Origin of the sequence: Succiniclasticum ruminis DSM 9236, assembly GCF_900112895.1 — a bacterium.
Classification (GTDB): Bacteria; Bacillota; Negativicutes; order Acidaminococcales; family Acidaminococcaceae; genus Succiniclasticum; species Succiniclasticum ruminis.
Map to the genome: position 1 here is coordinate 1 of NZ_FONL01000010.1, position 25,450 is coordinate 25,450.

Annotated in this window: 19 protein-coding genes; 2 read left to right on the forward strand and 17 right to left on the reverse strand. The window is 53.0% G+C overall.

Annotated elements, in window-relative coordinates; all coding sequences use genetic code 11:
• Window positions 1-49: 49 nt before the first annotated feature.
• Entirely contained in the window at window positions 50-310 is a 261-nt protein-coding gene (locus tag BM159_RS07675; protein ID WP_093913669.1) for a Nif11 family protein, read from the reverse strand.
• 422 nt (window positions 311-732) lie between these two features.
• On the opposite strand from BM159_RS07675, the gene BM159_RS07680 reads away from it, so the two are divergent.
• A complete protein-coding gene (locus BM159_RS07680) occupies window positions 733-1,062 on the forward strand; it encodes a tetratricopeptide repeat protein (protein WP_093913670.1) in 330 nt (109 codons plus the stop codon).
• 349 nt (window positions 1,063-1,411) lie between these two features.
• Window positions 1,412-6,418 (forward strand): autotransporter outer membrane beta-barrel domain-containing protein, encoded by a 5,007-nt coding sequence (locus tag BM159_RS07685; protein WP_093913671.1) that lies wholly within the window; start codon window positions 1,412-1,414, stop codon window positions 6,416-6,418.
• 496 nt (window positions 6,419-6,914) lie between these two features.
• On the opposite strand, the gene BM159_RS07690 is transcribed toward BM159_RS07685, so the two are convergent.
• From BM159_RS07690 to BM159_RS07760, 16 genes are all read right to left on the reverse strand, one after another.
• Window positions 6,915-8,546 (reverse strand): recombinase family protein, encoded by a 1,632-nt coding sequence (locus BM159_RS07690; RefSeq protein WP_093913672.1) that lies wholly within the window; start codon window positions 8,544-8,546, stop codon window positions 6,915-6,917.
• Complete coding sequence (locus BM159_RS07695; RefSeq protein ID WP_177205963.1) at window positions 8,543-9,841, reverse strand: recombinase family protein; 1,299 nt, start codon at window positions 9,839-9,841, stop codon at window positions 8,543-8,545. The genes BM159_RS07690 and BM159_RS07695 overlap by 4 nt, the downstream gene beginning before the upstream one ends.
• 44 nt (window positions 9,842-9,885) lie before the next feature.
• Window positions 9,886-10,035: an SHOCT domain-containing protein gene (locus tag BM159_RS11975; protein WP_177205964.1), complete on the reverse strand. Its 150-nt coding sequence runs from the start codon at window positions 10,033-10,035 to the stop codon at window positions 9,886-9,888.
• A 203-nt stretch (window positions 10,036-10,238) separates the two neighbouring features.
• Window positions 10,239-10,490 carry a hypothetical protein gene (locus BM159_RS11830; protein WP_177205965.1) on the reverse strand — a complete coding sequence of 84 codons (252 nt, stop codon included), beginning with the start codon at window positions 10,488-10,490 and terminating at the stop codon, window positions 10,239-10,241.
• Window positions 10,491-10,688: 198 nt separating this feature from the next.
• Window positions 10,689-11,279 (reverse strand): GH25 family lysozyme, encoded by a 591-nt coding sequence (locus BM159_RS07705; protein ID WP_218149547.1) that lies wholly within the window; start codon window positions 11,277-11,279, stop codon window positions 10,689-10,691.
• The gene (locus BM159_RS07710) at window positions 11,279-11,779 is read right to left on the reverse strand and encodes a phage holin family protein (RefSeq protein ID WP_093913675.1); all 501 of its coding nucleotides are present in this window, start codon (window positions 11,777-11,779) and stop codon (window positions 11,279-11,281) included. Before BM159_RS07710 ends, BM159_RS07705 begins: the two co-directional genes overlap by 1 nt.
• A 1-nt stretch (window position 11,780) precedes the next feature.
• On the reverse strand, window positions 11,781-12,950 hold the full coding sequence (locus BM159_RS07715; protein ID WP_177205966.1) for a radical SAM protein: 1,170 nt from the start codon (window positions 12,948-12,950) through the stop codon (window positions 11,781-11,783).
• Entirely contained in the window at window positions 12,898-14,223 is a 1,326-nt protein-coding gene (locus BM159_RS07720; RefSeq protein WP_093913677.1) for a hypothetical protein, read from the reverse strand. The genes BM159_RS07715 and BM159_RS07720 overlap by 53 nt, the downstream gene beginning before the upstream one ends.
• A gap of 11 nt (window positions 14,224-14,234) precedes the next feature.
• Entirely contained in the window at window positions 14,235-15,158 is a 924-nt protein-coding gene (locus tag BM159_RS07725; protein WP_093913678.1) for a hypothetical protein, read from the reverse strand.
• Window positions 15,159-15,200: 42 nt separating this feature from the next.
• Window positions 15,201-20,456 carry a host specificity factor TipJ family phage tail protein gene (locus BM159_RS07730; protein WP_177205967.1) on the reverse strand — a complete coding sequence of 1,752 codons (5,256 nt, stop codon included), beginning with the start codon at window positions 20,454-20,456 and terminating at the stop codon, window positions 15,201-15,203.
• Complete coding sequence (locus tag BM159_RS07735) at window positions 20,434-20,859, reverse strand: C40 family peptidase (protein ID WP_093913680.1); 426 nt, start codon at window positions 20,857-20,859, stop codon at window positions 20,434-20,436. Before BM159_RS07735 ends, BM159_RS07730 begins: the two co-directional genes overlap by 23 nt.
• The gene (locus BM159_RS07740) at window positions 20,856-21,455 is read right to left on the reverse strand and encodes a DUF1833 family protein (RefSeq protein ID WP_093913681.1); all 600 of its coding nucleotides are present in this window, start codon (window positions 21,453-21,455) and stop codon (window positions 20,856-20,858) included. The genes BM159_RS07735 and BM159_RS07740 overlap by 4 nt, the downstream gene beginning before the upstream one ends.
• 3 nt (window positions 21,456-21,458) lie before the next feature.
• The gene (locus BM159_RS07745; protein WP_093913682.1) at window positions 21,459-21,824 is read right to left on the reverse strand and encodes a hypothetical protein; all 366 of its coding nucleotides are present in this window, start codon (window positions 21,822-21,824) and stop codon (window positions 21,459-21,461) included.
• Window positions 21,824-24,736 carry a hypothetical protein gene (locus BM159_RS07750; protein WP_093913683.1) on the reverse strand — a complete coding sequence of 971 codons (2,913 nt, stop codon included), beginning with the start codon at window positions 24,734-24,736 and terminating at the stop codon, window positions 21,824-21,826. Before BM159_RS07750 ends, BM159_RS07745 begins: the two co-directional genes overlap by 1 nt.
• Before the next feature lies 1 nt (window position 24,737).
• A complete protein-coding gene (locus BM159_RS07755) occupies window positions 24,738-25,058 on the reverse strand; it encodes a hypothetical protein (protein WP_093913684.1) in 321 nt (106 codons plus the stop codon).
• Window positions 25,059-25,081: 23 nt separating this feature from the next.
• The gene (locus BM159_RS07760; protein WP_093913685.1) at window positions 25,082-25,447 is read right to left on the reverse strand and encodes a hypothetical protein; all 366 of its coding nucleotides are present in this window, start codon (window positions 25,445-25,447) and stop codon (window positions 25,082-25,084) included.
• Window positions 25,448-25,450: the final 3 nt, after the last annotated feature.

Here is a 25,450-nt window from a genome sequence, read left to right on the forward strand (position 1 = left end):
TGAGAGCCAAATTACATGATGTACTTCCAAATATGGATTCCCGTTCTTATCAATAAATGGAGCAGCCTTTTCTATCTGGGCAAAACCAATCATCCAGGTCGGTTCTCATATAACACTTACCACCGGCTATATTCTTTATTTCACTGCTGTCCAGTTCATAGTCGGCCAGTTCCGCCAGATACGTTTCCGCTTCCTCTTTTGTCAGCTCATAACCGCCGGTCTTTGCCAGCGCAATCAGTTCATCGGCAGTTTTGCACTGCATGGCTTTTTCAATCATTTCTTTTGTGATTTCGTTTTTGTTGATTGGCATACTATATCCCCCTTTTTAATAAAAATTCAATGGGTATCCATTTTATATTATTTATTATAAACGAAACACGAAAAACAAGCAACATTTGTTGAGATAAACAACAATTTGTCAGTTATACGATACTCCATTTTCGTCGTATCGTATAACTAATAAAAATCTACATAATTCATTAATCTTAGTCACACAAATCACGATTTGTACGTGTTATACATTTGCGTTTTCAGTCAGTCATAATGCCCTTTACAAAGAGTATAATTAAGTCTGTTGTTTGACAATATGTGTAAAAGTGCGGCTCTATCAAAGCAGAAGAAGTAATACCGGCGATGGCGCATCGGTATCTCGCACTTTTCGGCACCGGCGACAGAGTTTAGTTCAGCCTTCTCTGCCGTCAGTGCTATAAACATCGGGGGAAGGTATTTTCTATGGAATATAGTTTTAATAAACCTAGAAATGAGTTTGAAAAACTGTTAAAGCGTGCAATAAAGGGTGAAGCAAAAGCGCAATTCCTGGTTGGGGATTGTTATTATAGAGGTGACGGTGTCGAAAAAGATATTGCTTCAGCGCTTAATTGGTATCGCAAATCCGCTTTACAAGAATATCCCGAGGCGCTATGTATGCTGGGTAAATGTTATGATTATGGATACGGAGTGAGATTTAATCAAAGAGAAATTTTATTTATTTTTGCCAAAACATGCCTTTCTCATAACTTAAATTATGGGTGTTTCTCTCAATTAATTTTTAAAATGAACTGAGGTTAACTGCCTCAGTCACCTGCTCCCCGTTTGGAATCAATCGGTTCTCATTTCTGCGTCCCGCTTTCCGCAATATTTTGAGACAAATTAAATAACCTGTGATATAATAATAGTAATATATATTTAAAGACATAAGGGGCTATAACAAAATAGCCCCATTAGCCCCTCGAGTTGCCTGTTGCTAGTTATAGCATGTTTTTTAAAAAGGGAAGGTACTATTGTAGTAAAATATCCCGGCAAAGCTGGGAGGATTTGCGATTTCTTGCAGCCAGTATGTCAATCTGCTTGCAAAATCGAGAAAATTTTCTTGAAATAATTTGCGAAAATTTTAGAGAGGCAGGTCAATTTTATGAAACACATATCGAAACGAAGAGAATACTATACCGCGCTGTCCCGCAAGATTGCGGTGGGGCTGGCCTCCGGCCTGCTCTTTGTGGGGATTGGACAGTACCCGTCCATCGCGCTGGCTCATCCTGATTCCTCCACCACCGGCACATACAGCGCTACCGGAGACGTATCTGGCGGGATGTATACCGTAAATCCAGGGCTGCCTGTCACCACCGAGGCCGCCGGCGGCGCCGCTGTCAATCCGGACAAAATGGCGGTTTCTGTCACCAACAGTACCCTGACGGTGAACGGTGTACTGAATAACAGCGGCTACGGCGGCTATTCCCACCGCGACGCTCTTGCTGCTGCGGCGGCCGCGCAGAACAGCCTCGTATTGAACGGCACCATCCAGGTTACCGCCGACGACGATAATCTGTACGGTGCTTTCGGCGGCTTTGCCTATGCCGGACTGACGAATGCTCCTGTCGGTAGCAACGGCGTGCTTCGTGCAGAAGCGTCAGGCAATACCGTCACGGGTACGGGTGCAGACTCTACATTCCGTTTCGTCACCGATTTCAGCAAGGTGACCATCCCGGAAGTTACTGAGTACAGCCCGGGAACCATTTCCCCAGAAGCCGGCCTGGAACTTAAATCGGCTCTTATGGGCGGTTACGCCGCGACTTCGGTGATGAGCACCGAGGGCGCAGCGGGGAAACGGAATGCGCAGTCCGTTCGTGCGTCGGCCATAGCCGATAACAATACGGTAACGTTTTCCACGCTGAACCTGCAGCCGGTAGTTGAGGTCACGGGGCAGGACGGCTCTCAGGGGCAGGCTATTGAGTACCGCAGTATGGTGACGGCGGGCGGTGGCCAGGCTATGGCCCTGAATAACGCCAGGGGCAGTTATGTGGACCACAGCGATACAAACATTGCCTCCGCCGATGGTAATACATTCACCGTCGGCACGCTGAATCTGGAAGAAACTGTCCAATCTGTTAGTGCCGAGCTGGAGCAGACCACCACGCTGAGCGGCGGCGACGCGCTGGCCCGATATCAGTCTCCCTCTTCCATGGAGAAGCTGAAAAGCGAAGATCCCCAGAAGAATGGTAAGGTGAGCATAATCACCGAGAGTTACCAGAATACTACATACAGCAATATCATCAATACGGCTACCGCAGACAACAATACGGAAACGCTGGACGCTATCATTCTTGGTGGCAAACTCAATACTGACGACCAAGGCCAGGCAGCTACTGACATTGAGGCCGAGGGAGAGTTGGAAGTAAGGGCCGGTCATGCGGAAGCTATTGTCTTCCTGAATGACAAGGACTCGAAGCTGGACGGTCTTGATAATAGCGCCCAGGCCAATGGCAACACCCTGACCGTCAGGAAGGTGGAACAGAATATCGAGCAGAGTACCAAGCAGGATGAACAAGGAACTGTCGTCCAGGCCTCCACTGTGACCATGATGCTGCATGGCGGCAATGCCCGGACAGAGATGACGCAAAATGGTACGAGCAACGTAAATTGGAAGAATGTCAGGAGCTCCGCTGCGGCGAACAGCAACACGATCACGCTGGAAGACATCAGTTCCAACGTGACGGAAAGCTCCCTGACCGGTGGCGCGGCTACTTCGGATATCTTGCTCATGGAGGGCAAGGGCGCCATGGAGGCGACTGTCGCTTCCAACACGGCCTCGGCTTCCGGAAACACGGCACAGATGGGCCTCTACGCGCCGGTGAATATGGGATTGGGCTGCGTCGTCAGCGGTGGTGTGGCTGACGTCTCCGTAGCGGCTCAAAACAATTTCAACAACAATGCCGACACGGACAACGGATTGACGATGACCGTGGAAAACATGAATGCCGATGCCAGCCACAATACTATCAAAGTGGTGGGGAATGTCGACAGCAGTGGTAACAACCAGTCTGCTGCTACGACTATCACCGCTAACGGCGGCTCGGCCACGGCAGGTCTGAGTTTCGTCGGCGCCACGACGAATACATACATAAGCCGGGATACGGCTTCCTGGCAAAACGGCGCGATTACAGCCAATAACAACAATGTGGATCTGACCACCGCATATACCTATACAGCGGCTGGATCGGGCGCCCTGCCAAAGGCTGCCCTTCCCACCTTTACAGCGATGGGCGGCAATGCCAGCGGCAGCCTGGGCAATATGAATACCAACGCCAATGTGACGTTGGGAAATCTGCGCCTGGAGAGTACTGGCAACGCAATCACCATCAATAATAGCATAAACATTACCGGCGCGCCGAAGGGCCAACTGGATACGAGCTATACACTGACCGGCGGCGCGGCCTCTTTCGGAATCAACAATACAGCGCCGGTGCTGACGGATCCGGCGGATTCGAAGAAAACGCTGCCAGTTACTCCCCAACCCTTCAATATCGACAGCGCTGCGCTCACCATCACCGCCAGCAGCAATACCATCAATGTAACGGAGACCATCACGGGCACGGCGGGTTCGGCATCTGGGGAGACGGCTGGTTCTACAACCGTGGATACCATCGAAGGCGGCAATGCATCCTTCACCTATTTGGACGACGTAAGCGCCAAATCCACGGTCAGCCTCATACCCACTATTGAGGTTACCGGTAATACGGCTACGGTCACAAGCACGGATACCAGCAATGGCGACGTCGCGTCCATCGAAGGGAGCACCTACTCCGGCGGTACGGCAGCTTCCAGCATCACCAGCGGCAAGGCTCCGGTATCAGGCGAAACGGCAGTCACCTATACGACAGACAACACAATAAAGTATGCCCCAACGATGACCGTCAGCGGCAACACACTGACCCTCTCCAGTACCTTTGACGCCTCCGCCAGTACGGCCGGAGACGGGACTACGGTCGGCGTCATCAGCGGCGGCAAGGCGAACCTCGATATCGTCAATTATGGAAATAACACCACGTTTGATGTCAGCCCACGGGCAGATGTGACGGGCAACACGGCCCAGGTCACCCTGAGCAACACGGCAGCGAGCAGCACCTTTACGGGGCTCGCCCGGGCTTATGGCGGCGCGGCTGAGATGACCGTTACAAACGGCTCTGCTGAATCAAGTTCCAAGGACAGCTCGGGATCCGAGACAAAAACGCCGGCTTCCAAGCCTCAGGGTCTTTCCTTTACCGCTTCGCCGGTACTGAATGCCAGCGGTAATACACTGACGGTTCAGGATACGGCCAGCGATGGAGCCAGTGTGTCAAAAGCTACTGGTATCACGGGCCTTTACGGTGGACGCTCTGCAATTAAGATTTCGGATCTTGGCACTGACACCAGGGCCCTTGCGCTTTCCTCTGCCAAATTGACCGCCGATAATAACACCGTTACCACGAACCGATCCACAGTGGATGTCTACGGTGGCCAGGCGGCTATCGAGACGGATGCCCCGCTCACCGCCACAAATCTCACGATGAGCGCCAGCGGCAACGAAGTGAACATCGACGGCGACTGCGCTAAAGACGTTTATGGCGGCAACGTTCTGCTTTCATCCAATATAACGCTTGCGGGTATGATGACCCTCAGCACGGATAACAACACCGTGAACTTCAACGCCGGCAACGTGCTTGGCGTGCTCTACGGCGGCCTGATCAATAATGCCGGGGCGCTAAGTGTCGGCAAAGGAAACACGCTGAACGTGAGAGGTACTGGGCTTACAGCGAAAAATATCGCGGCATTCAACACGGTGAACTTCTATACATCTCCCGGTAATATAAAGGATAAGACTCTTCTGACATTAAACGGCGGGCAACAGACGGACCTGTCCGGGACCCAGATTAATACCACGATTCATAAAGATTCGGAATTCGCCATTGGGGATGTGGTACATCTTCTCGCTAACGATGCGACCATCAAGACCGATGCGGCTACAGTTATTACAAACCCGACACAGGGCGCGGTAATAGAATACAAGGGCGCTGCAAGGTTGAGCGCTGACGGGAAGAGCATCGATTTTATTGGTACAGACCGCTCCCTCACCGAGCAGTCCAAGTCGCTGACGGAGACTCGGGCTGCCGCCGCAACCTTGCTGAATTCCGGTGCGGATTTCTTCGCCTCCGCCGGTATCACCAATGCGGTCGATGCAGCGGTACATGAGGCCTTTGGCAATGACGCGGACGCATCGGCAGGCACACACTCAGGCGGCGCCTCATCTGATGGCAGCAACGCGGAAAGTGGAAACGGCGCTGCCGGTAAGGCGCAAGTGGTACGGGGCGGCATCTTCGCTCCTTTCGCGGCCATGGGCGGATCTGACATGCGGGCTAAATCCGGCTCCTACGTTGATACACAGGGATGGAATATCAATGTGGGCTTCGCACGTGCCCTGAAGAACAAGAACGGCACTATGACTTTCGGCCCCATCGTGGAATATGGGTGGGGTAACTATACTTCCCATCTGGACGATGGCACCCGGGGCGATGGCGATACAAAATTCTTCGGAGCCGGTGTATTCCTGCGGCAGAACAATACAAACGGTCTCTGGTACGAAGGGAGCCTCCGGGGGGGCCATATGAAGAGCGATTACCGGGGCAACCTGAACCGCTTAGATGTGACTTACGATACCAGCAACAACTATTTCGCTGCCCACATGGGTATCGGTAAAGTGAACAAGGTTAGCGAAAAAGGAAGCTTAGACATTTACACGAAACTTTTCTACGCTTATCAGGGCAGCGCCGGAGCGGATTTGTCCACGGGAGAGCATTTTGACTTTGGCTCTGTTAACTCAGTCCGTTGGCGCGTTGGAGGCAAATACACGCATCAGGTCAGCAAGACGGGGAGTATGTACGCAGGCCTCGCTTACGAATACGAGTTCAAGGGCAGCGCTACGGCCACCTATCTGGGTATGAACACGCCCAGCCCGAGCATCAAAGGAGGCAGCGGTCTTCTGGAATTGGGATATAGGATGAAACCGGGCGCCAAGAGCCCGATGACCCTGGATTTCGGTCTGAATCTCTGGACAGGGAAGAGGAGGGGTATCGGCGGCGTCCTCAGCGCAAGCTGGAAGTTCTAAGGAAAAAACTGCAACCGGCTTGGCGGAATAACGATAAACCGTACCATGTCACGAAGACAATACAATACTATTTTGAAACGCTGGCAGCTTCAAGTTGCCAGCGTTTATTTCCTGTCTGGTATATCCAGCATCTTTTCAGTCATGTCGGCGTTTTGAAAAGCGGAATCCCTCAGTTCCATCAAAAGGACTCTGATGAACTGTTCATGGCTAAACATAATCTCTTTGTATCGAAGGCAAAACATATTTGTTTTTAGAGATATCATTCATTACTTCAGCAATCGTTAACGGGGTTTCATATGCCATTTTAATATCCCTCTCTTTCAGCAAAAAAATTCAAATATGCCAAAATTATATATGTAATACTATTATAGCATATTAAAAGGACAAAATAACCCCCTGCCCACCGCTAATCAACTTATTTTAGCGATAGACAGGGGTTTCATTTTTACGCATATAAATACTCGCCCTGGCCTCTGAAAACGTGCCACAGCCCGTTTTATGAGGTCGTTTTTTTCCGGGATGCCGTTCTTGTGCGGGATTTGACCAGATCACCCAGCGGAACCTCGATTTCCATGCCATCCCGGAAGATAACCGTCACCCTCTCCTCATCATTCACGACCATATGGTCCAGAAGGTTGCACCAGAGACGTTCGTCAAATTCGGTGACGGCATCTCCGAGATGGTCGATGGTAGCTTTGACGGATTCGAAATACAACCTCTTTGTTTGTCGTTTCTCTAACTCAATCTTGCATTCCTCATATTTCTTTAACGCATCATCATACTCGTCCTCCAAGACTTTCCGCTTGGCTTCATATTCTGCCTTTTGCTCTGGGGAATATATCAGCGCGCCTTCAAGCCGTACTTCCTGCAAGGCCTTACGCTTATCATCATACTTATTCATCTTGGCTTCCAGTTCCTTAACGGCGAACAGTTCTTCATTGATGGCCATCAGGTTATCGGCCAACTCGTTTTTCCCACGCAGCCGTTCGTTCAGCGCGGTCAGGAAGAATCTCTGGAGCTCCTCCTTCGTGAACCATCCGGTCTCGCAGTATGTCTTTTTGTGGTATTTGTTACGGCACCGGAAGATTACTTTTCTGTATTTGTCATTGGAATGCCAGGTTGCCTCTGCAAACCAGTCACCGCAGCATCCGCACTTCACCTTGCAGGAATATGCGTCCTTCCCACGCCACATAAGCTTTGATCCTTTACGTTTCTGGCGTTCCGCCTGCACTGCGTCGAACATCTCCTTACTGACGATGGCCGGGTGGCTGTTTTCAATATAATACTTGGGCAGTTCGCCTTTGTTCACCTTCTGCTTCTTCGTCAGGAAGTCCGGCACATACCGTTTCTGCAGAAGCGCGGAGCCCTTGTATTTCTCGTTGGTCAGGATGCTGCGAACCGTTCCGGTATGCCAGCGGGGACCGCCTGCCGGACTCTTCACCCCCATCCCTTCCAACCTGTGGCATATCTGGGCGAAGGTCAGCCCATCCAGATACCATTGGTAAATCAACCGGACAGTCTCCGCCTGCTCCTCGTTGATGACCGGCTTGTAGTCAGGCCCGGGGTCATAACCCAGAAAAATCTTGTAAGGCATGTTGAACTTCCCCTCGGCCATGCGTTTCCGCCTGCCCCACTTGGTGTTCTCGGATATGGACCGGCTCTCTTCCTGGGCCAAGGAGGACATAATGGTGATGAGGAGTTCCCCCGAGGCGTCCAATGTTTTGATGCCCTCTTTCTCAAACTCCACCTCGACGCCTTTTTCTTTCAGCTTGCGAATCGTTGTCAGGCAGTCCACCGTGTTCCGAGCGAACCGGCTGATGGATTTTGTGAGGATCAGGTCGATTTTGCCGTCCATGGCATCGGCTATCATCTGCTTGAATCCCTCACGGTGCGCTGTGCTTGTACCACTGATGCCCTCGTCGGAATAAACCCCCACGAATTCCCAGTCCGGATTCCCTTTGATGTGTTCCGTATAATACTTTACCTGCATCTCATAGCTGGTCTGCTGTTCCTCCAAATCCGTGGAGACACGCGCATACGCCGCCACCTTCCTGGCGATTTTCTTTCCGTCCGCTGTCGCCGTGAAAGGATTTATCGTCGCCGGTATCGTTTGCACAACAGGATTCATGCGCCGAACCTCCTTCCCTTATATTGCCTGCTTCTTTCCGCCCTGCGTTCCGGTGTCCACCAATCCTTTCGGCAGACCGGTTCCCAGGTTTCATCTATTATCGTCCCATCCTTCATATGGAACACCAGCCGGTGCTGCTCCGGAATGACTATCTTCTCAACCTTAACCGTAAACACCGCCTCATCAAATTCTTCCAGTCCCAGCACCCTGCAGCAGACCGCCTTCAGCTTCCTTTCCGGCAGGTACTTACTGGGACATTTCCCTCCCTTCCTCCGGGTGCTGCATATCCAGTCGACATAACCGTCCTTGCTGAACCGGCTGTACCACTTGCCACAGCTGCCGCATTGAATCTTATGGGTGAAGCAGGTCATGCCCTTCCGTAACATGAAGCCCATCTTCGTCCGGTACGCCAGAACCTCCTGTACTTTATCGTAGGTTTCCCGGTCAACAATCCCGGCATGATGGTGTTTGACATAATACCGATCCCTCTGGCCGATATTATTGATAACCTTCTTGCTGATGCAATCTCTTACAAACACTTTCTGAAGAAGCAGGTCGCCGGCATAAAGGGGGTTGGAAAGAATCCGGCGGACCGTGACAGTGCTGAACTGTTTCCCACGCACCGTCAGCCGGCCCTCTTCCCGCAACCGTTTTGCAATGGCATAAACGGATTCCCCACGAAGAAGGCCTGCATACATTTGACGTATCACCTCTGCCTCTTCCGGCTCAATGACATACTGTCTGTCAACCCAGCGGTATCCGTATACGAACGTGCCGCCGCTGGTTTCACCGCGCTGATATTTTCTCCGGATGGCCCACTTGACATTATTCGAAATGGACACGCTCTCCTGCTCGGCAACGGCGGCGGTGACGGTCAGCAGGAACTCACCGCCCATTCCCGAAGTGTTGATATTTTCCTTTTCGAACCGTACCTCAATGCCGAGCCCTTTCAGTTCCCGGACGCTGTTGAGCAGGTCAACCGTGTTCCGTGCGAACCGGCTGATGGATTTCGTAAGGATGATATCGATCTTCTTTGCCCGGCAGTCTTCCATCATCTGCAGGAACTGCTTCCGATGTTTTAAACTCGTCCCGGAAATCCCGTTGTCGGTGTAGATTCCTGCCAACTCCCATTCCGGGTTGTTCATAATGAGTTTTTCAAAATGAGCTGCCTGGGCCTCATAGCTGGATTCCTGGTCTTTCTTATCGGTAGATACCCTGGCATAGGCAGCCACCTTCTTTTTCTGTATTTGTGCCTCCAGCGGCTTGGTGGCTGGGATTATTTCAGCCCCGTTCATGATTTCACCTCCCATGGTATCTATCACTCTGAAGCCGCATATAGTCAAGTCATTACCGGAGTATACTTCTCGCGCATCAGCCTGTCCGCCGCATCGTACTCCTCCTGGGTGATGACGCCTTCTTTCAGCGATTTCCTGACTATGGCCATGGTGACGCTGTACATCATCTGGCTGTGAAAGGTCTCACGTTCCATATGTCCGTCCTCCTTCAGAAAAATACCCCTCACTTAATAGCCGGGAAACAGGCCAAAAGTTAAGGTTATGTCGGAAATAATTCCGTTCTGTATTCCTATGCCCACATACAGCCAGTTTTTTTAGTGCCAGCCCATATTTTTTTGAGGAGTCCCAAAATAAAAAAATCCCGCAGGCATTCCCGCGGGATGTGTAGTACAGAATATTATGTTTTCCTTACCGCAAAATATACAGCGGCAGCAGCTATCACATATGCAATATTGCGCTGCCACCTACTGTGCCGGAGCCTTGACCGTTCCTCGGCTTCGTACTGCTGCAATAATCTGTTGGCATTCTGCAATGACTGCTCCTGCCCTTCCAGCGTCAGCTTCAATGCGCCCAGCTGCGCCTTGAGCATCTGTGACTGCTTTCCGGCTTCCGTCAATTGCGTCAGCGACGCCTCCAGTTGTTTTCTCAATGTCGCGGACTCTGTCCTCTGCCTGTCGTTGATATTCCTCAACTCGGTCAAGTTCCTGTCTAACCTCTCCAGCTCCGTTTCCGTGATCTGGTACAGTTGCTCTGCCGAACATAAAGCCGGAATAAAAGATAAGCAGGCAACCAATAATGTGCAACACAATACCCTTACAATCCTGAACATTCATTTCACCGCCCTCCCTCACTCAAGCAACCAATTGCCGTCGAACCACCGGTTTCCGACCTTCAGCCTGTCGGTGAACTGCCACATCTTGGCACCGGGCCAGTCACAGGAATGCGCCCATTGCGCGCACCAGATGGGAGCGTACTCCGGCAGCAGGTTCGTGTAGATGCGGTTCTCCAACCAGTCCAGACTTGCGTAGAGACCGCTGTTATATCCGTGGCGGTTGCATTCGGTGATGAACTCGTTGCACATGGCGGTGATGGTCTGTGCCGATGGCATTCCATTGCGCTCCTTGTATCCGTCACCGTCTTCCATATCAAACCACACGCCCATCTCCAGCCGGCCCGGTGTCAGGCCGCTGGATTCCAGGATATGCATCATGTAAGATGCCTCCTCCCAGGCGCCCACCCTGTTCAGCGCATAACTGTAATAGTAGACGCCAATCTTCAGCCCCGCCTCCAGCGCCTCATTGACATTCTTGTAGAACAGGGTATCCAGATGCCCGCGCCCGTAACCAAGCCGGATGATGGCAAACTCTATCCCGTTCTCCTTCACGGCCTTCCAGTCGATCCAGCCGTTGTTTTCCGATACATCAATTCCTTTTATCATTATTTTCCCCTCCGTTGTAATAACTCATACAGCCGGGCCATGCTCTTCACCCCGGCATCTCCCAGGTTCTCGATGATGGACAGCGCCTCGTTCATAGCAAGGTAGCCGCAAACAATCTGGACGATCTGGGACGAACCCCCAGCGGCCATGCTCATCAGATCAAAGATGGCAGCCATCAGGAAGCAGATACAGTAAACGAACAGCTTGCTGACACCGCGTGTGCGCATCTCCGTGCTGTTTATCTTCCGTGCCTTCCGGGCGCTGTTGATGCCCTTCACGGCATCAAAAAAAGCAGGGGCCTCATTCCCCTGCTCCACCAGGTATGCGTAACTGATCGCTATCCATTTTGTCAGAATGTCCAGGTACAGCAGTACCCCGAACCCGATCATAAGGATGGAATATTTGTGCGTCACCAGACCCAGCACCGCTCCGGCAATCACCTTGATGTTTAGCATATCCCCCATCTTATCCAACACAGCGTGGACGATTTCCTTATCCATACTATCCTTCTCCTTTCCGGGCTTCTGCCCTTAAATCCCTGTATTCCGGTATCTCGCACTCCGTCAGTTTCTTCCGGTTCCGTAAGACGGATCCGTAAATCCGGCGGAGAACTTCACAATGCACATATTCCGTCCCATCTTCCGTAAACAGCCCTATCGGGCAGCGGTTCCTGCAGATGGATACCACAGGACAGCTGAAGCATTTCCGTGGTATCAGATCTTCCCACACCATTCGGTGCTTCTCCAACATCTCCTCGCAGGAATCATCAATAGAGGAAATGACCCTGCTGTCGTTATGGCACCGGACGATGCTCCCGTCGAATTTGAATGACAGTGATATAACCCCGGGCGCACAGGGCGGAAACGGGGATGTTGTAAAATGTTCCCGCCTGAACAGGTCATCGCTGATAAACTTTTCCACGAAAAAGTTGTACCGGTTCCCATACGGGTCGTTTCCTGCGATGATGTCGTCCGCCAGGGCATCAATCGCCCGTTCTATCTGCCCTTCCCGGAAGGTATAGATGTCTTTTGGGATATCGGACAGCACATTGATAAGCCCCATATCCACGATGGTCTCCGGAAACAGTTCTTCGAGCATGGCAAACGCCCTGACCGGATCATCGTTCAGGGCGTTGAACACAAAATTCACGGAACGCTTCTTGCATTCCAACAAGGCCTCAATGTTTTCTTTTGATGGGACTGCGTTCCGTACCGCCACCGGATTTGGCGCATCGTAGGACATCGTGAACAGTACCCTGTGCCTGTTGCAGAAATCTGCAATCTCCTTTGTCAGAAGCAGCCCGTTCGAAAAGATTCGGTACTGGCGTGGAAATATACCACGGGACTCAAACATCAATATGTATCGCTTAATCGTCTCCCAATACAAGAGCGGCTCCCCGCCCCAGAAGTAAATCCGGGAAAAGAAGCCGTTTTTCACAGACAGCCATTTCTTCAGGAACAGTATCACCTTCTCCGGCAGTTCGGAATCCGGCTGCTGGCAGAACGTGTTTTTTATGGGCGTCTGGGAACAGTGCCGGCATGTCATATTGCAGGCAGGGCCTAACAACAAAAAGACCGCAGACAAACCGTGCAGATATTCTGTTTCCCCAGTCCAAGGTTTATTCACCGCCACTGCCTTCACCTCCGGAACCTTCACCGCTTGAGCCTTCATACTCATCATAATACCCGACAATCTTGAATGTGGTATTGGCCGTCAATGCGCCTGAAGTCCAAGACTCTTTACTATGGATAGCCGTTTTATATGTGCTTCCCTGCGTGATTTTCAAATAGTATCTGTAACTGTTCTTGGTATCCGTAATCTTTATTGTGGTGTTGTACTTGATGGTCACGGAAGACGGCTTGGTCGCTGTTGCAGAAGAACCGGATGTGTTGGTATATGTAATGGTCGCTGTCGGTGTCCACCCGTCAGCCGTCCATGTGAACGTAATCTTCGGTGTGATAGCCGTAGCCGCCGTTGCGCTGACAGTCGTGGCTGCAGTCACCGTTCCGCTGGAGCCGGACAATGTACCCTTTGTATATCCCGTCGCAGCCGCCAGGCTTGCTGTCCAGGTCGTGCCGTATCCGACAGTAAAACTCTGTGCCGAAGAGGTAGACGTCTTCGTAACTTCCGAAGCAAACGTGCCGTCGGACTTTTTGTTTTTGTACTTCAGCGTTATGGTCTGATGGGAAGTGGCATTCAGTTTCAGCGTAAACGTCTTGTATGTGGCAGAACCTGCAGATACCGTTGTAGCCGCTGTCACGGTACCGGAAGACCCGGGGGTTAACGCGCCTGCCGTCCACCCCGTCGCGCCGGCTATCGTAGCCGTCCATGTGGTCCCATGCCGGACTGTAAAGGACTGTGCGGAAGATGTGGAAGTCTTTGTGACCTCTGCCTCAAATCCGGTGTTGGCGGCGTTCCGGTTCTTGTATTTCAGCGTGATGGTCTGGTGGGTTGTCGCATTCAGTTTCAGCGTGTAGGTCTTCAGGCTTGCTGCACCTGCGGTAACTGTCACGTTTGCATTAGTCAGCGTACCACTGCTGCTGGGTGTCAATGAACCGGCGTTATACCCGGTAGCCCCAGCCACCGTTGCCGTCCAGGTAGTACCGTAAGGAAAATACTTGTTGCCGCTCGTCCAGGACGCCCCACCCGCCGTGACCGTGATTGTCTCGTTGGAAACAGCAGTAATGCCAAGCCGGATGAGGGATTTTGTCGCCAGCACATATTCCGTTCCGCCTTTTTCTATATGAACCGGGGTCCCGTAATCGTCATAAAACACTTGGGAATAGGTTGTCGGATATAAAGCAGCATACAGGTTCGTTCCATCTACGGTCACCGGCAGATATGCAGAATTGTATACTTTCGCTTCCGCCGTGGTCGTATACAAATCACAGGTGTATGTGGTGCTTCCCTTTGTGACTTTCAGGGTGTGTGATGATTTGCTCATAATCCATCACCTCAGACAATCCATATCTTGCTCCCGTCGGGGAACTGAATTTTGCCGTCCGTTGTAAAAACAAAACTTTTACGGTTCGCAATCGTTCCGGCGTTTGTATGAATGTAGACCGTGCTGTCTGCCGTCAAGTGCAGATTTTCCGTATCGCCATTTAAGGTAATTGCTGACACCAGGCTCTTCGGGGATTCACCGGCGCCTATCACAACCGCACCACTGCTCTGGATGCCGAATCCGGTCCCATTGTTCGTGGTGGAGCTTGAAGGGAACACAAAAAACGGGTTCGTCGTATGCACCGTTGCGTCTGCATCCGTTGCCTTTAACTGATACCGGAACGGAAGATTGATGCCGGTTCCCTGTGTACTCGCTGTCCCGCTCACATTTAATGTGAAGTTGGATGCCGTCGTTACCGCACCGCTGAATGTACCGCCGGCCAGGGGCATATAGGTGCTCCCGGTCACTGCGATGGTAACCTTGTCGTTGGTTGCATCCGGTGTCAGCGTAATCGCATTGCCGGCTGCAAACGTAAGCGTGTCCTGTTTCGCATCTGCCTGAATGGTCGTACTCCCCACCGTGACATTAGCAAAGGTGTTCTGGTTCACCTCCGCCCCTGTCGCAATACCATTCAGCTTCGTCTTATCCGTGTTGCTCATGAATCCGTTGCTGCTGGTGGTCGCGGCATCATGTACATGCCCGTCGATGGAAAAATATGTGGAGTCATGCCCATCCAGCTTATCTGCGTTCAGGTTAACGCACTTTGTCCCATTGGATTTCGGTATGTTGCCGCTGGCATTTCCCGGTGACAGACCGCACAGCTTCAGGGCATTCACGATTTGGTCCTCGATGACCGCGCGTAGCTGTTCCCGCTGTTTCGCAGGAAACTCCGACAAATACTCGTCATCTGCCGGAAATGTGGAATCGTATGCCATTGTTATCCCTCCAAATAAAAAAGGGACGCCATAAAACGCCCCTTAATACCCCTTTATTTTTATGTCTACCGTTCCCGCCACTGCGGTATTGCTTGTGTTGAACACCTTGATAACGCACTCGGTCTTCGTCCTGCTTATCACCCTGGCGTGAACCGTTTCACCGATGGCATTGGCCGTCACATTTGGGACGGCATAGAAAGTATGCCCGTACGGAACGGTAGTGCCAGCCGCCGCTATCGAAGCAGTGATGGCGATATCCGTGTCCGGCACATCGATGCTGATGAGCAGGTGGTTGACCTCCGGTGTCTTATTGGTATTTTTCGTAGCCAGTTTCACCCGGAACTGAACGTACCTAAAACGCCGCTGCACCGGTTTGAACTCCGTCCAGTCCATCCAAATGCTGTTGTCAAGGGATGTACGGAACTCCAAAACCGCAGACACATCCCCCGCATACATAACAGTCGAAACAAAGTACACGGAAATCTTCGCGGTAATGATGCTTCCGACATTGATCTTTGCCAGCGTGTAGGTGCCGCTTGCCGGATACTTCCCGGTCGAAGTGTTCAGTTTCAGTTTCAGTACCTGTGACCCGCCCAGGTCGGCAAACTTGGTCGTGGTATAGTCACTGAACCGGCCTCCCACAGTCTGGAAGTTGATACTTGATTCGCCGAACTCCGTGTTGCTGTGCGTACCGCTCTGCCGGGCAAGTTCGTCAAAGGTCTGAATGACGTTCTTCGGCGGCAGGTTCTCCACGTTGACCCGCGAGGTCCGTGCGGCAGAACTTTTGAAACCGGCCTTGTTGATGGCCACGATATGGTACTGATAAAGCCTTTCAATATCCACCGGGACGGTAAAGAAGTTGTTCGTCACCCCGGTCGCCACCAAGGCGCCGGTATCAAAACTGGAACCTTCCCGTATCTCGTACCCGGTCACATCGATGTCCGTGCTGACCGTCCAGTACAGTTCAACCATCTCGCCGTCCTGGTACGCCACAAAATTCGTGCAGTTCGTGGGTTCCACCGTACACCGCAGGCTGGCCGACGTCTCATCCGAATAGAACCCCGCGCTGTTCAGCGTCCGGATCATGACATGGACGCTCTCCGTCTCTGTCAGGGTGTAGGTCGCATACAGTTCGTTGGTCAGCGGGATCTCCTCGGCGCTGTCCCAGTTATCCCCGACCTTCACCTGGTAACCCACAAGGTCACCGTCCGGGACGGCGTTCCATTGAATGTTCAGCTGGCTTCTATCCTTCGGGTTCTGCCGCAGCTGGATGACAGATACGGGCGTGGGCTCAAGGCCGAAGATGGCAGACACCTCCGCCGGGTACTGTGACTCGTTGCCCGCAATCGTCACCGCCTTAATCATCCACGAATACTGATGTTCCTCTTCAATCATCACTTCAAAAGTCGTACCGCTGACGCGCGGGGCGACCATACTCGCCGTGTTCCAGCTTGTGCCCTGCTTGATGATATAATAAGCAACATCGGTCTGGTTCACCGCATCCCAGGACAGCAGTACCGTGGTCTTGTTCACCGTGCTTTGCGCCGCCCGGAAATTGGTAACGTCCATCGGTTCTATCGTGATGGTAATGCTCGTGTTGGTTACGGCGGATTCAAACCCCGCCACCGTGACAGCCTTGACCATGACATTGTATGTACCGGAGGCCGGCACCTGCCACTCAAAACGATTATCCTTGATATCCACTATCTCCGTCCCATTCGCCCAGGTATTGCCATACCGTATCGAATAGTGGTCGATATCCTTGCCGGGGGAACGGGTGAACTTGATGACAGCCTTGCTCCGGTCCTTGGTACTCTGGGTTACCGTCAGATCCGTCACGGCATCCGGTATCAGGTTCACTACCTTGGTCAGTCCCGTTGGGGCCTGTGAATAGACGTCAGCATTATTGATGGCGGAAATCCAGAATTTATAGGTTCCGCTCGATGCTACCTGGTAGGTGGTCTTCCGGGTCTTGGTCCTTGCGAACTGTGTGCCTGCCGCCCACGAGTTTCCCGCCCGCAGTTCATACTGGGAAAGGTCACTGTCCGTTACGGCATCCCAGGTGAATTCCAGTACGCTCCGGTCCGTGGTCTGCTGTGTGACCGCAAAGCCTGTCACGTTCGACGGATACGGATAGATGGGAATCTGGCAGCTTGCCCCAGCTGACTGGTTGCCTGCATTGTCTACGGCAAACACCGTCACCGTGGGATTTGCTGTATTGGATACAATCGTGATGATATTGCTTGCCGTGGTATAGGTCTTGCCACCGGCAACAGAAACTTTATAGTTGCGGAAGTCGATGTCCGTATTCTCGTTCCAGGTCACCTCCGCCTTGGTACGGTCTGCCGGGTCAACCTTGTATGACAATCCCGTCACGGCCTTTGGCGGGACGTCCTGTCCGCAGGAAATAAGGCCGGTGGTAACACCCGTGCTTTGGGATACCCCAAGAATCGTGACCACCTTGACATAGTAATCTGTCTTTGCCTTTACATTGAATTCGGCAAACGTGTTGGATGTCTCCGTAGCGTTGGTCCATTTTTTCTTGTCCGTAGAAATAAGTACCGTGTACCTGCCTCCGCCGCTGGCGCGTTTCCAGGAAACGCTCATCATGCCGTGCCGGACGCGGTTCTCGTCGGTATACTGGAACTGCTTTGCTGACAGCCCGGTAACATTTTTCGCATTCCCCACAGCCTTTGTTGCATACTGGATGGGCGGTATCTCGTAGTTCTCCTCGAACAGGGCCTCCGCATACTCGATGCAGGTGATCCTCCGCGTGAAGTCCTGCGCACGGGTAATCGATTTCACAACGAACGGCTTTGAACCGATGTTGGCAATAGCCAAATCGAAAACATCCCCTGCCTGGGGCGGGTCGCTCTCTGAATAGTCCGATTCCAGACCGATGGTAGTCCACCCATTTGAACTCGTCTCGATGATGGTACACGGAATCGTGTACAGGTTGTCCTTTACCGTCCTGAACTGGATGCGGTAGCTTTTGGTCGTATCACTGATATAAACCGGCAGGACCATGGTCAGGTCATCCACGCTTTCGATGCGTCCGCTGTTCGCCCACTTCGGTACGTCGTGCGACACAAGGATGACGTCCCCCACCGTACAGGCGATGGCATCGATACCGGCCTCGAACGATACCGTCCGGAGCTGGTAGCGGTTACACATAAGATGATACTTGCCTTCCCGGTATGCCTGCTTATAGTCTGTTATGCCGTCCATGGTCAACTGGGCAGTCTTGGCATACCCGTCGCTGTCAAACGTGCTTCCGTAGATGGTCAGCACATCCCTTTGGTAATCAGCGTCGGCGTTGGTGAACGTGACCTCCACGCAGTTCGCCCGGTCGGCCACCTTCAGGAACTCCTCACTGAAAGAACCGGCGAGGATGTTGCCCATGTTGAACATCTGCACCGGTTGCTGCACATGGTCATAGATACAGCCGTAGCGTGTCCCGAACCGCACCACCATGCCGCGCCCGATCGGCGCTATCCGCTGGTTGATGACCTCCAGCACCTCACCGCTGGTATTGATTTCAATATTGACCGTCAGATCCTTTTCATTGCACCAGTTCGCCCAGGCAGCAAAATCCGAATAGCGGATGCGGTCTGCCGGAGCGCCCCGCACCTCATATTCCCAGTTCCCGGTGTTGATGTTCTTCAGCCGCCTTGCCTGATGCAACAGGTCGTAAGAGGCCCATGCCGGGTTGTCAGCCCGTTTCTTGACATAACTGCTCCCGTTCCACACATACACATAGGTGCGTTCCTTGAGGAACGACAGTGACGGGCTCCCGTTCAGCTGGTCGGTCGCCACCGCAGAGATGCCCAGAAGCGCTGTGCAAGGATAGGTAAAATCATCGTAGATAATGGAAGTGATGGCTGTAAGGTAGCAGGTAGAAGACGCCTGCGTATTCGTTTCCGCATACTGCCGGTAGGAAACCTTTACACGCACTTCATATTCTCCGCTGGGAATATGGTTGACCGTGAACTGTTTCCGAAGGGCAGAATTCCGGGCAGCCGTGATAATACCGTTGCCGCTGCCGTTGCTTACGGTCAGAGTCGCCGTCTTATCGTTGCCGTTCTTAACGCTGCTGACCAGGCTGTCACTCCATTTGTCCGTGTCAACACGGAACGCCCCCACGGTCACTACTTTGGAACCGATATCCTTTTTCCGTATCGTGCCGGAATAGGAACCTATGCTGATCCTAACGTTATAAAACCAGCTGCGGTACCCGTCCTCATCGTCATCCCACAGGCATTGTATCTTCATAGTATATGAACCGGCGGCCACATTCTTCGCCAGCGTCACTCCATAGCTGTTGCTGGCCAGTTCCTTGAACAGGTTAGTCCATGCGCCATAGGTAACATTGTCGTTTGCATCCGTGGTAACTTTCCGGTATTCGATGTCCAAGTTCACTGTAGCATTTTCCACTTTACCGCTGTCCGAAATGTGGCATAAGCCGTTCGGGAATTCTATCTCAAACCGCAATCCCCTTGTGTCTGTCCCGTTTGCCGTGTCAGTCACCCAGGTATTGTCCAGCTTGTAAGAAACATTCTTGGTAAAATATGTGTTGTTGAAATTGGTGATGACGCTCTGGTCATTCGTTCCCTTGCGAAGTTCAAAGTCCGCGTCATCAAAATTCTCGATATCATTATCGTTCAGCTTGATGTCCGTGATGACAAGTTCCCCTTCCCCACAGGCCACAAGCCAGTTCAGGCATTCATCGTTGTCGTCGATATCGACAAACTTGGCGATGGTCTGTCCGCCGCTTTTCACCTTGCCGTAGGTCAGGGCAATCGGGTTGTTCTGGCCTTCCATGGTCTGGACGCCAGCCCAGGAATATGTAGCCTTGCTGTTCTCGGATTCATACCCGCCCAGGTCTGTCTTCTGACCGGAAAGCCTGCCGATAAGGGCAGAACCCAAAAACATGACAGCCGTAGCGGCTGCGTATGCACCCCAGGCACCTGCAGCAAACGCCTTGCCTAATCCGGCAAGCCAGCCACCGCTGGCGATGCCGAAGGACACCACGGACAGGGCGATGGCTGCCACGATGCCGAGGATGGACTTGCCACCCTTTCCGCCTTTTTCGATGACCGGATATATCACCACGAAATCTTCATCCTTGATAACTGTGTTTTCATCCACACTGTACCCGTTCACCGTGGCCTGCAGGTCAACGCCCTCTATTCTGTTTTCTGCCAGCAAATCCGCCAACGTGCCGCCAGCTTCGATATGCCGGATTTCCCTTCCGTCCTGCGGCGAGAAAGGATTTTTAACGAGTACCAGAGTTACCATGTGCATCACCTGTATATTGATAAAACCCGACAATCACCCTGCGCCAGGCCGGGGATGATATCCTGTCTATGCAGACACCTATCCGTTCCCTTGCGTGGATGAACATCCCCCCGCCGATATAGACAGCCGTATGGTTGACGACCCCGTCCGGGCTGCCGAACCGGATGGCTACCAGGCAGGGCGCTGCCGGTTCCTTGATTTCTTTCCACGGATAGCCCCGGGTATTTCCTGTTATGAGTTGGTCTATCTTTTCCATATCTTTGTAATCCGCATCGTATTCCGGCACGTCGTATCCGTAGCGCCGGTACACTTCCCGGACGACGCCGTAGCAGTCCAGCCCTTGTTTTACATCCCGTCCGTGGTTGGCAAAGGGTGTCCCGATAAGGTCCGTAAAATCCATCATGCATATACCCCTTTCTGGTCGATGCCCGGAAAACCTCCGAAGCGTGTACTGTTGCCATGCGACCGGCAATCCGCCAGCGTATGCTTGCAGGAACTCTTGCTGCCGTTATACCCACACCGGATTCCCTTGTAGGCGAACGGACAGTTGTTCTTCATATACCGGTCCAATGGACGACGGGTGCGTGCGGAATAATCGTTGCCCAGCGTGAACTCGATCCACTGCTCGTTGACCTTGCAGGACAGCACCGTATAGTACTCCTCCAAGTCAGCGTTGCCGTTCAGGTTCTTGGAATTGACCACGCGGAGTATCACGAGCGTACCGACACCGCCGCCGCTGGCCTCCACATACCACTGCAGCCCCTGGGCCACGTTGTCGATCTTGAGGGTGACGTTCGGGTCGGATCCGTCACTGTCTTCGGATGTTTCCCCGATGTTGAACGGAAATGCCTGGTACAGCTGACCCTTCCAGGTCACGTCCTCGTTGTTGTAGCAGATATACACAGTGTTCTGCAGCCGGATCTCCAACAGGATAAGGAAACAACTGTCAGTCGACAGTTTATTTTTTTCTGCCTTTGAAATCGCAGAGATGGAAAGCATGTCTCACACCTCCGTCAGTTCAATCGACCCGGACCAGTAGTGCAGCGCCTCGTTCGTCCACTTGCCCACGTTCGTGATACGCACCTCCACCACTTCCGCGCCGCCCTGGTCATCCACGGAATCCGTGTTCGTCCAATTAAAAGACCGTGCCGAGAACGACACGGTCTGTGATATAAAATTCATCAGGGTTATATACTGTTCCCTGGGAATATGGTGCCATTTCAGCGTCCACTTCCGCCGGCTCTTCGTGAATTTCCGTCTGGACTGCTGGGAACCGTCCTCGAACTTGCTGATGATGGAATTGTTCTCATATTCGCATTCAAACGGCCAGGCCGGTGGGTCTATGGATGCCGGAAAATTAACTGCCATCAGCTCATCGCCCCTTTCATCGTCGTCCGGATGCCCATCTTGTTCGTTGCAAAGGCATTCATCACGACGCTTACAATGTAATTCTCTCCGTCAAAATTGGTCTCGGTCTGCTGTGCATCCATCTGCATCCCGCTCTCGTTGTAAAGATTGACGATGACATTCGGGATACCACCCACAGCAGTCCCTCCGGCAGTTCCCGGGGAAACATATCCCCCCTGGGCAAAGCGTGATACCGCGCCGGTATTGATTGCGTTCAGCGTGGGAACACCGATTCTCCGTACCGCGTCCGCATTGATGACAAACTCCCCGTTGGAGAGCATTGCCGGAATGCTATCGCTTGTCGCTGTGCCGGGGCCGGTGATGAAACCGCCCTCTGCTTTTCCGGGTACCCTTGGGAACATCACGTTATGTCCCCCTATCGGGGTATTGACCATATTCCCGCCGCCCATCGGGAGTATCCAGCTAAGGAACTGGTTCACCACCTGCGCCGCCATGGTCTCCGCGATGCTCTTCACGATGGAATCCAGGAGGCCGTTCAACAGGTCCATGAACGCATCACCGAAGGATTTCTGGCCTGTCAGCACGTTCTTAAAGAAACTCTCGAAACTGCTTTGCGTATCCAGCACGATATCCGCCATGAGTTCCTTCGTGGTTTTGTGGGTCTGCAGCCAGTTGTCATAATACCGTTTCATGATGCCCTGCCGGGTGTTGTATGCGTTCAGCACTGCCGTGTTCTCTTCCGACAATGACTCCTGCAACCTTTCCATGGAATTGGCCTTGAACGCATCATCGATCTCCGCCAGGATGTCCTTGCACTGCGCATGGTACTGTACGATTTCATCTTCATACTGTTTCTCTGCCGCCGCAATATCCATGGCAGTCTGCTTCGCCAAAGAGAGTCTGCCGTCTGCGGTGATCTCATAGGCAGCACCGGTCTCCTCCAGGTTCTTGATGAACCGGGCGCGTTCCTCATCGGACATCCCGATGTATTCCGTCTCGAACTGGAACCACCGTTTCCGTATCTCCTCGACCGCTTTCTCATGTTCTTTCTGCATCCCGTACACAGCCTTTTCCGCAGAAGTCATGTAGGCCGTCTGCAGGGAGTTGCTTTCCCTCACGGCCTCGTTTATCGTCTTCCGCATGGAGAACTCGTGTTCCAGGCTGTTCTGCAGTTTCTGCCTGCGTTTCAGTTCCTCTTTCTCCGAATCTTCTGCTTTTCCGGACGACCCCTTGCTTCCACCACCGCCTCCGCCACCGCCGGTATTGGCAAACATGTCCTTGAATTTGTCGGTATCTGTTTTATTTGATTCCGGTTTCGGGGTCGCCGGGTGTTTCCGTTCATAGGCGGCCTGCAGCATGGATATCTCGTCATCTTCCAGCACCTGCGTTTCCGTATAGGTATCGAAGGCGTCCTCGGCATCCATGTTGATGTCCCGCCGGTAAAACTTCCCGTCGTCGGCACGGCGGTACTGCTGGCCGTCGATGGAATAGATGTCACCGCCCGTGAGCCCCTGTTCCTGTGCCTGCTGCTGCTTGAACGCCACCAGCTTCTCAAAGGCGAACGCGATGGCAGCCGCCACGGCATACCATCCTCCTACCAGGGCCCACACGCTTTTGGTCAGTGAACCGACCGCCCCTTTGGCTGCAGCCGATGCCGTCACCATCTGTACCCCGGCAGCCTTTGCCGCCGCCCCGGTCGTGGCGATGGCCTGCACCTGTCCTGCCGCCGACATCTTTGCCTCGGCGTTCATCTTCCGGTACGCGGCCCGCATCTCCGCCTCGATCCTCGCAGAGGTCTCCGCGTACTTCATCTGGATTCGCATACAGGACTCGGTGATGGCTTTTTCCTTCTCCGCTTCCGTGATCTTACGGGCAGCCACTTCCTTGGCCATCAGCTGCTCTTCCTTTTTCTGTGCAGCCTTTAACATATTAAGCCGCCGGGTGATGGCAGCCTCCTGTGCCCTGGAGAGTGCCTCTACCTCTGCCGCAGCGGTCGCCGCCAAACCGGTCAGTCCTCCGGCTTTTGCTATGGCCTGAAGCACCTTGTAGGTCACGGCAAGCTGTGCAAGGCTCGTCCCAAGGGAAACGATTTCTTCCCTGTTCCCGGCGATAAGGCCGGCGGTATCCGCCAGCCCCTGTGTGATGGCCGGAAGATACTCCCCAACGATCGGGGCAAGAAGTGCACCGCCTGCCATGGTCAGTTGTTCCAACTGTGCTTCGGTCAGCTTCAACTGCCGGTTGATGTCCGACATCTGCTCCGGGTCAAGCCCGATACCCTTTATCTTCGCTGCATCCTCCGCCGCCTCGTTGTATTTCATCAGGGTCTCTGTCAGCGCCATGCCACGGACACCCAGGGTGTTCATGATGAACTCCTGCCCGTACCCGGCTTCCGATGCCGCCTGGTATCCCTGTGCCAGGTTCTTCAGCTGTTCGTTCAGGGGAAGGAGTTTTCCGTTCTGGTCGGTCAGCGACACCCCGAGGGAATCCAGAATGGCACGGGTCTTCTCTGCCTTCTCCCCGCTCCCGGTGATGGTGCTGTCCAGACGCATCATGGCGCCGGAAGCCGTGTCCACATCCCCTCCGGCCAGCTTCACCGTCCGGGAGAACATCTCTGCCTCGGCTGTAGATATCCGCAATTTCTCCGACAGGTCTTTTATACTGTCACCAGCAGAAACCGCACTTGAGATAAGGGCGGTCAGGCCGAAACCACCCCCGGCCAGCACCGCCGCCGTATTGAATTTTGTGATAAGAGAACTGACCTTGGAGGCCGTACCGGTAAGCGCCTCTTCAAACCCGGATACCGGGTCCCTGGAAAAGGTACGGTCGATATCCCTTTTCGCGGTTTTCAGTTCCTTGCGGAGACCGGAGCTGTCCGCCCCGATCTTCACCATCAATGCGGTCAATACTGACATGTCATTCTCTCCTTAATGCCCAGGCGAATTCCTGTTCCAACACCGCCCGGTCATGTTCCTTTTCCTGCCGGGCCTTCTCCTCTTTCTTTGCTTTCAGTTCTTCTTCCGTCATCCACAACGGGTCCACGATATCTTCCAGCGTAAGTTTTGAATCCCTTTTCAGATACGGGGCAATCACAAACGACAAAAAATATGCAGTCCGGTAATCCTCCTCACGCCGCTGCCGGTTCACGGCTTCCAGCATGAGCAGGAATTCCCCGGGCTGCATCTCCTCGAACTCACGCGGTTTCAGTCCGATGGCGTAAGCCACCGGCTCTGCCATCCGCGCCCATTCCGCAAAACTCGTCAGGCCTTTTCCAGTACCTTCCGGATCTCTTCCCTTTTTGCCGCCGGCCCCTCCGTAAAAAGGTTGGTCGCATCGATCGCCGCCAGGATATGCGCGTTCAGCGTGTCCAGCGTCCCGCCGCTGTCGCAGTACCTCTCGATGAACCCGTAGGGGTCCTTGTCCTCCGGCTGCTTATCCTGCAGGCCGTACTTCACGCCAAGCTGTGTAAAGTGGATGGTCATCAGCCGGAGCCCCAGCGCCACGTTCGGTGTGAAAAGAAGGTTCAGCGAGAACCCCAGTTCCTGTTCCATCTCCTTCAGGCTGCGGATGTTGAACAGGAACTCACACTCACGGGCGCCGTTGTTGAACTTGATTGATTCCTTCATGTG

Coding starts and splice junctions, on each gene's coding strand:
- BM159_RS07745 (WP_093913682.1), bottom strand. CDS start 21,824: ATGGCAGTTAATTTTCCGGCATCCATAGACCCACCGGCCTGGCCGTTT.
- BM159_RS07720 (WP_093913677.1), bottom strand. CDS start 14,223: ATGAGCAAATCATCACACACCCTGAAAGTCACAAAGGGAAGCACCACA.
- BM159_RS07730 (WP_177205967.1), bottom strand. CDS start 20,456: ATGGTAACTCTGGTACTCGTTAAAAATCCTTTCTCGCCGCAGGACGGA.
- BM159_RS07755 (WP_093913684.1), bottom strand. CDS start 25,058: ATGGCAGAGCCGGTGGCTTACGCCATCGGACTGAAACCGCGTGAGTTC.
- BM159_RS07690 (WP_093913672.1), bottom strand. CDS start 8,546: ATGAATCCTGTTGTGCAAACGATACCGGCGACGATAAATCCTTTCACG.
- BM159_RS07680 (WP_093913670.1), top strand. CDS start 733: ATGGAATATAGTTTTAATAAACCTAGAAATGAGTTTGAAAAACTGTTA.
- BM159_RS07705 (WP_218149547.1), bottom strand. CDS start 11,279: ATGATAAAAGGAATTGATGTATCGGAAAACAACGGCTGGATCGACTGG.
- BM159_RS07760 (WP_093913685.1), bottom strand. CDS start 25,447: ATGAAGGAATCAATCAAGTTCAACAACGGCGCCCGTGAGTGTGAGTTC.
- BM159_RS07710 (WP_093913675.1), bottom strand. CDS start 11,779: ATGGATAAGGAAATCGTCCACGCTGTGTTGGATAAGATGGGGGATATG.
- BM159_RS11975 (WP_177205964.1), bottom strand. CDS start 10,035: ATGGAACGTGAGACCTTTCACAGCCAGATGATGTACAGCGTCACCATG.
- BM159_RS07685 (WP_093913671.1), top strand. CDS start 1,412: ATGAAACACATATCGAAACGAAGAGAATACTATACCGCGCTGTCCCGC.
- BM159_RS07675 (WP_093913669.1), bottom strand. CDS start 310: ATGCCAATCAACAAAAACGAAATCACAAAAGAAATGATTGAAAAAGCC.
- BM159_RS07715 (WP_177205966.1), bottom strand. CDS start 12,950: ATGAAGGCTCAAGCGGTGAAGGTTCCGGAGGTGAAGGCAGTGGCGGTG.
- BM159_RS07695 (WP_177205963.1), bottom strand. CDS start 9,841: ATGAACGGGGCTGAAATAATCCCAGCCACCAAGCCGCTGGAGGCACAA.
- BM159_RS07750 (WP_093913683.1), bottom strand. CDS start 24,736: ATGTCAGTATTGACCGCATTGATGGTGAAGATCGGGGCGGACAGCTCC.
- BM159_RS07740 (WP_093913681.1), bottom strand. CDS start 21,455: ATGCTTTCCATCTCTGCGATTTCAAAGGCAGAAAAAAATAAACTGTCG.
- BM159_RS07725 (WP_093913678.1), bottom strand. CDS start 15,158: ATGGCATACGATTCCACATTTCCGGCAGATGACGAGTATTTGTCGGAG.
- BM159_RS07735 (WP_093913680.1), bottom strand. CDS start 20,859: ATGATGGATTTTACGGACCTTATCGGGACACCCTTTGCCAACCACGGA.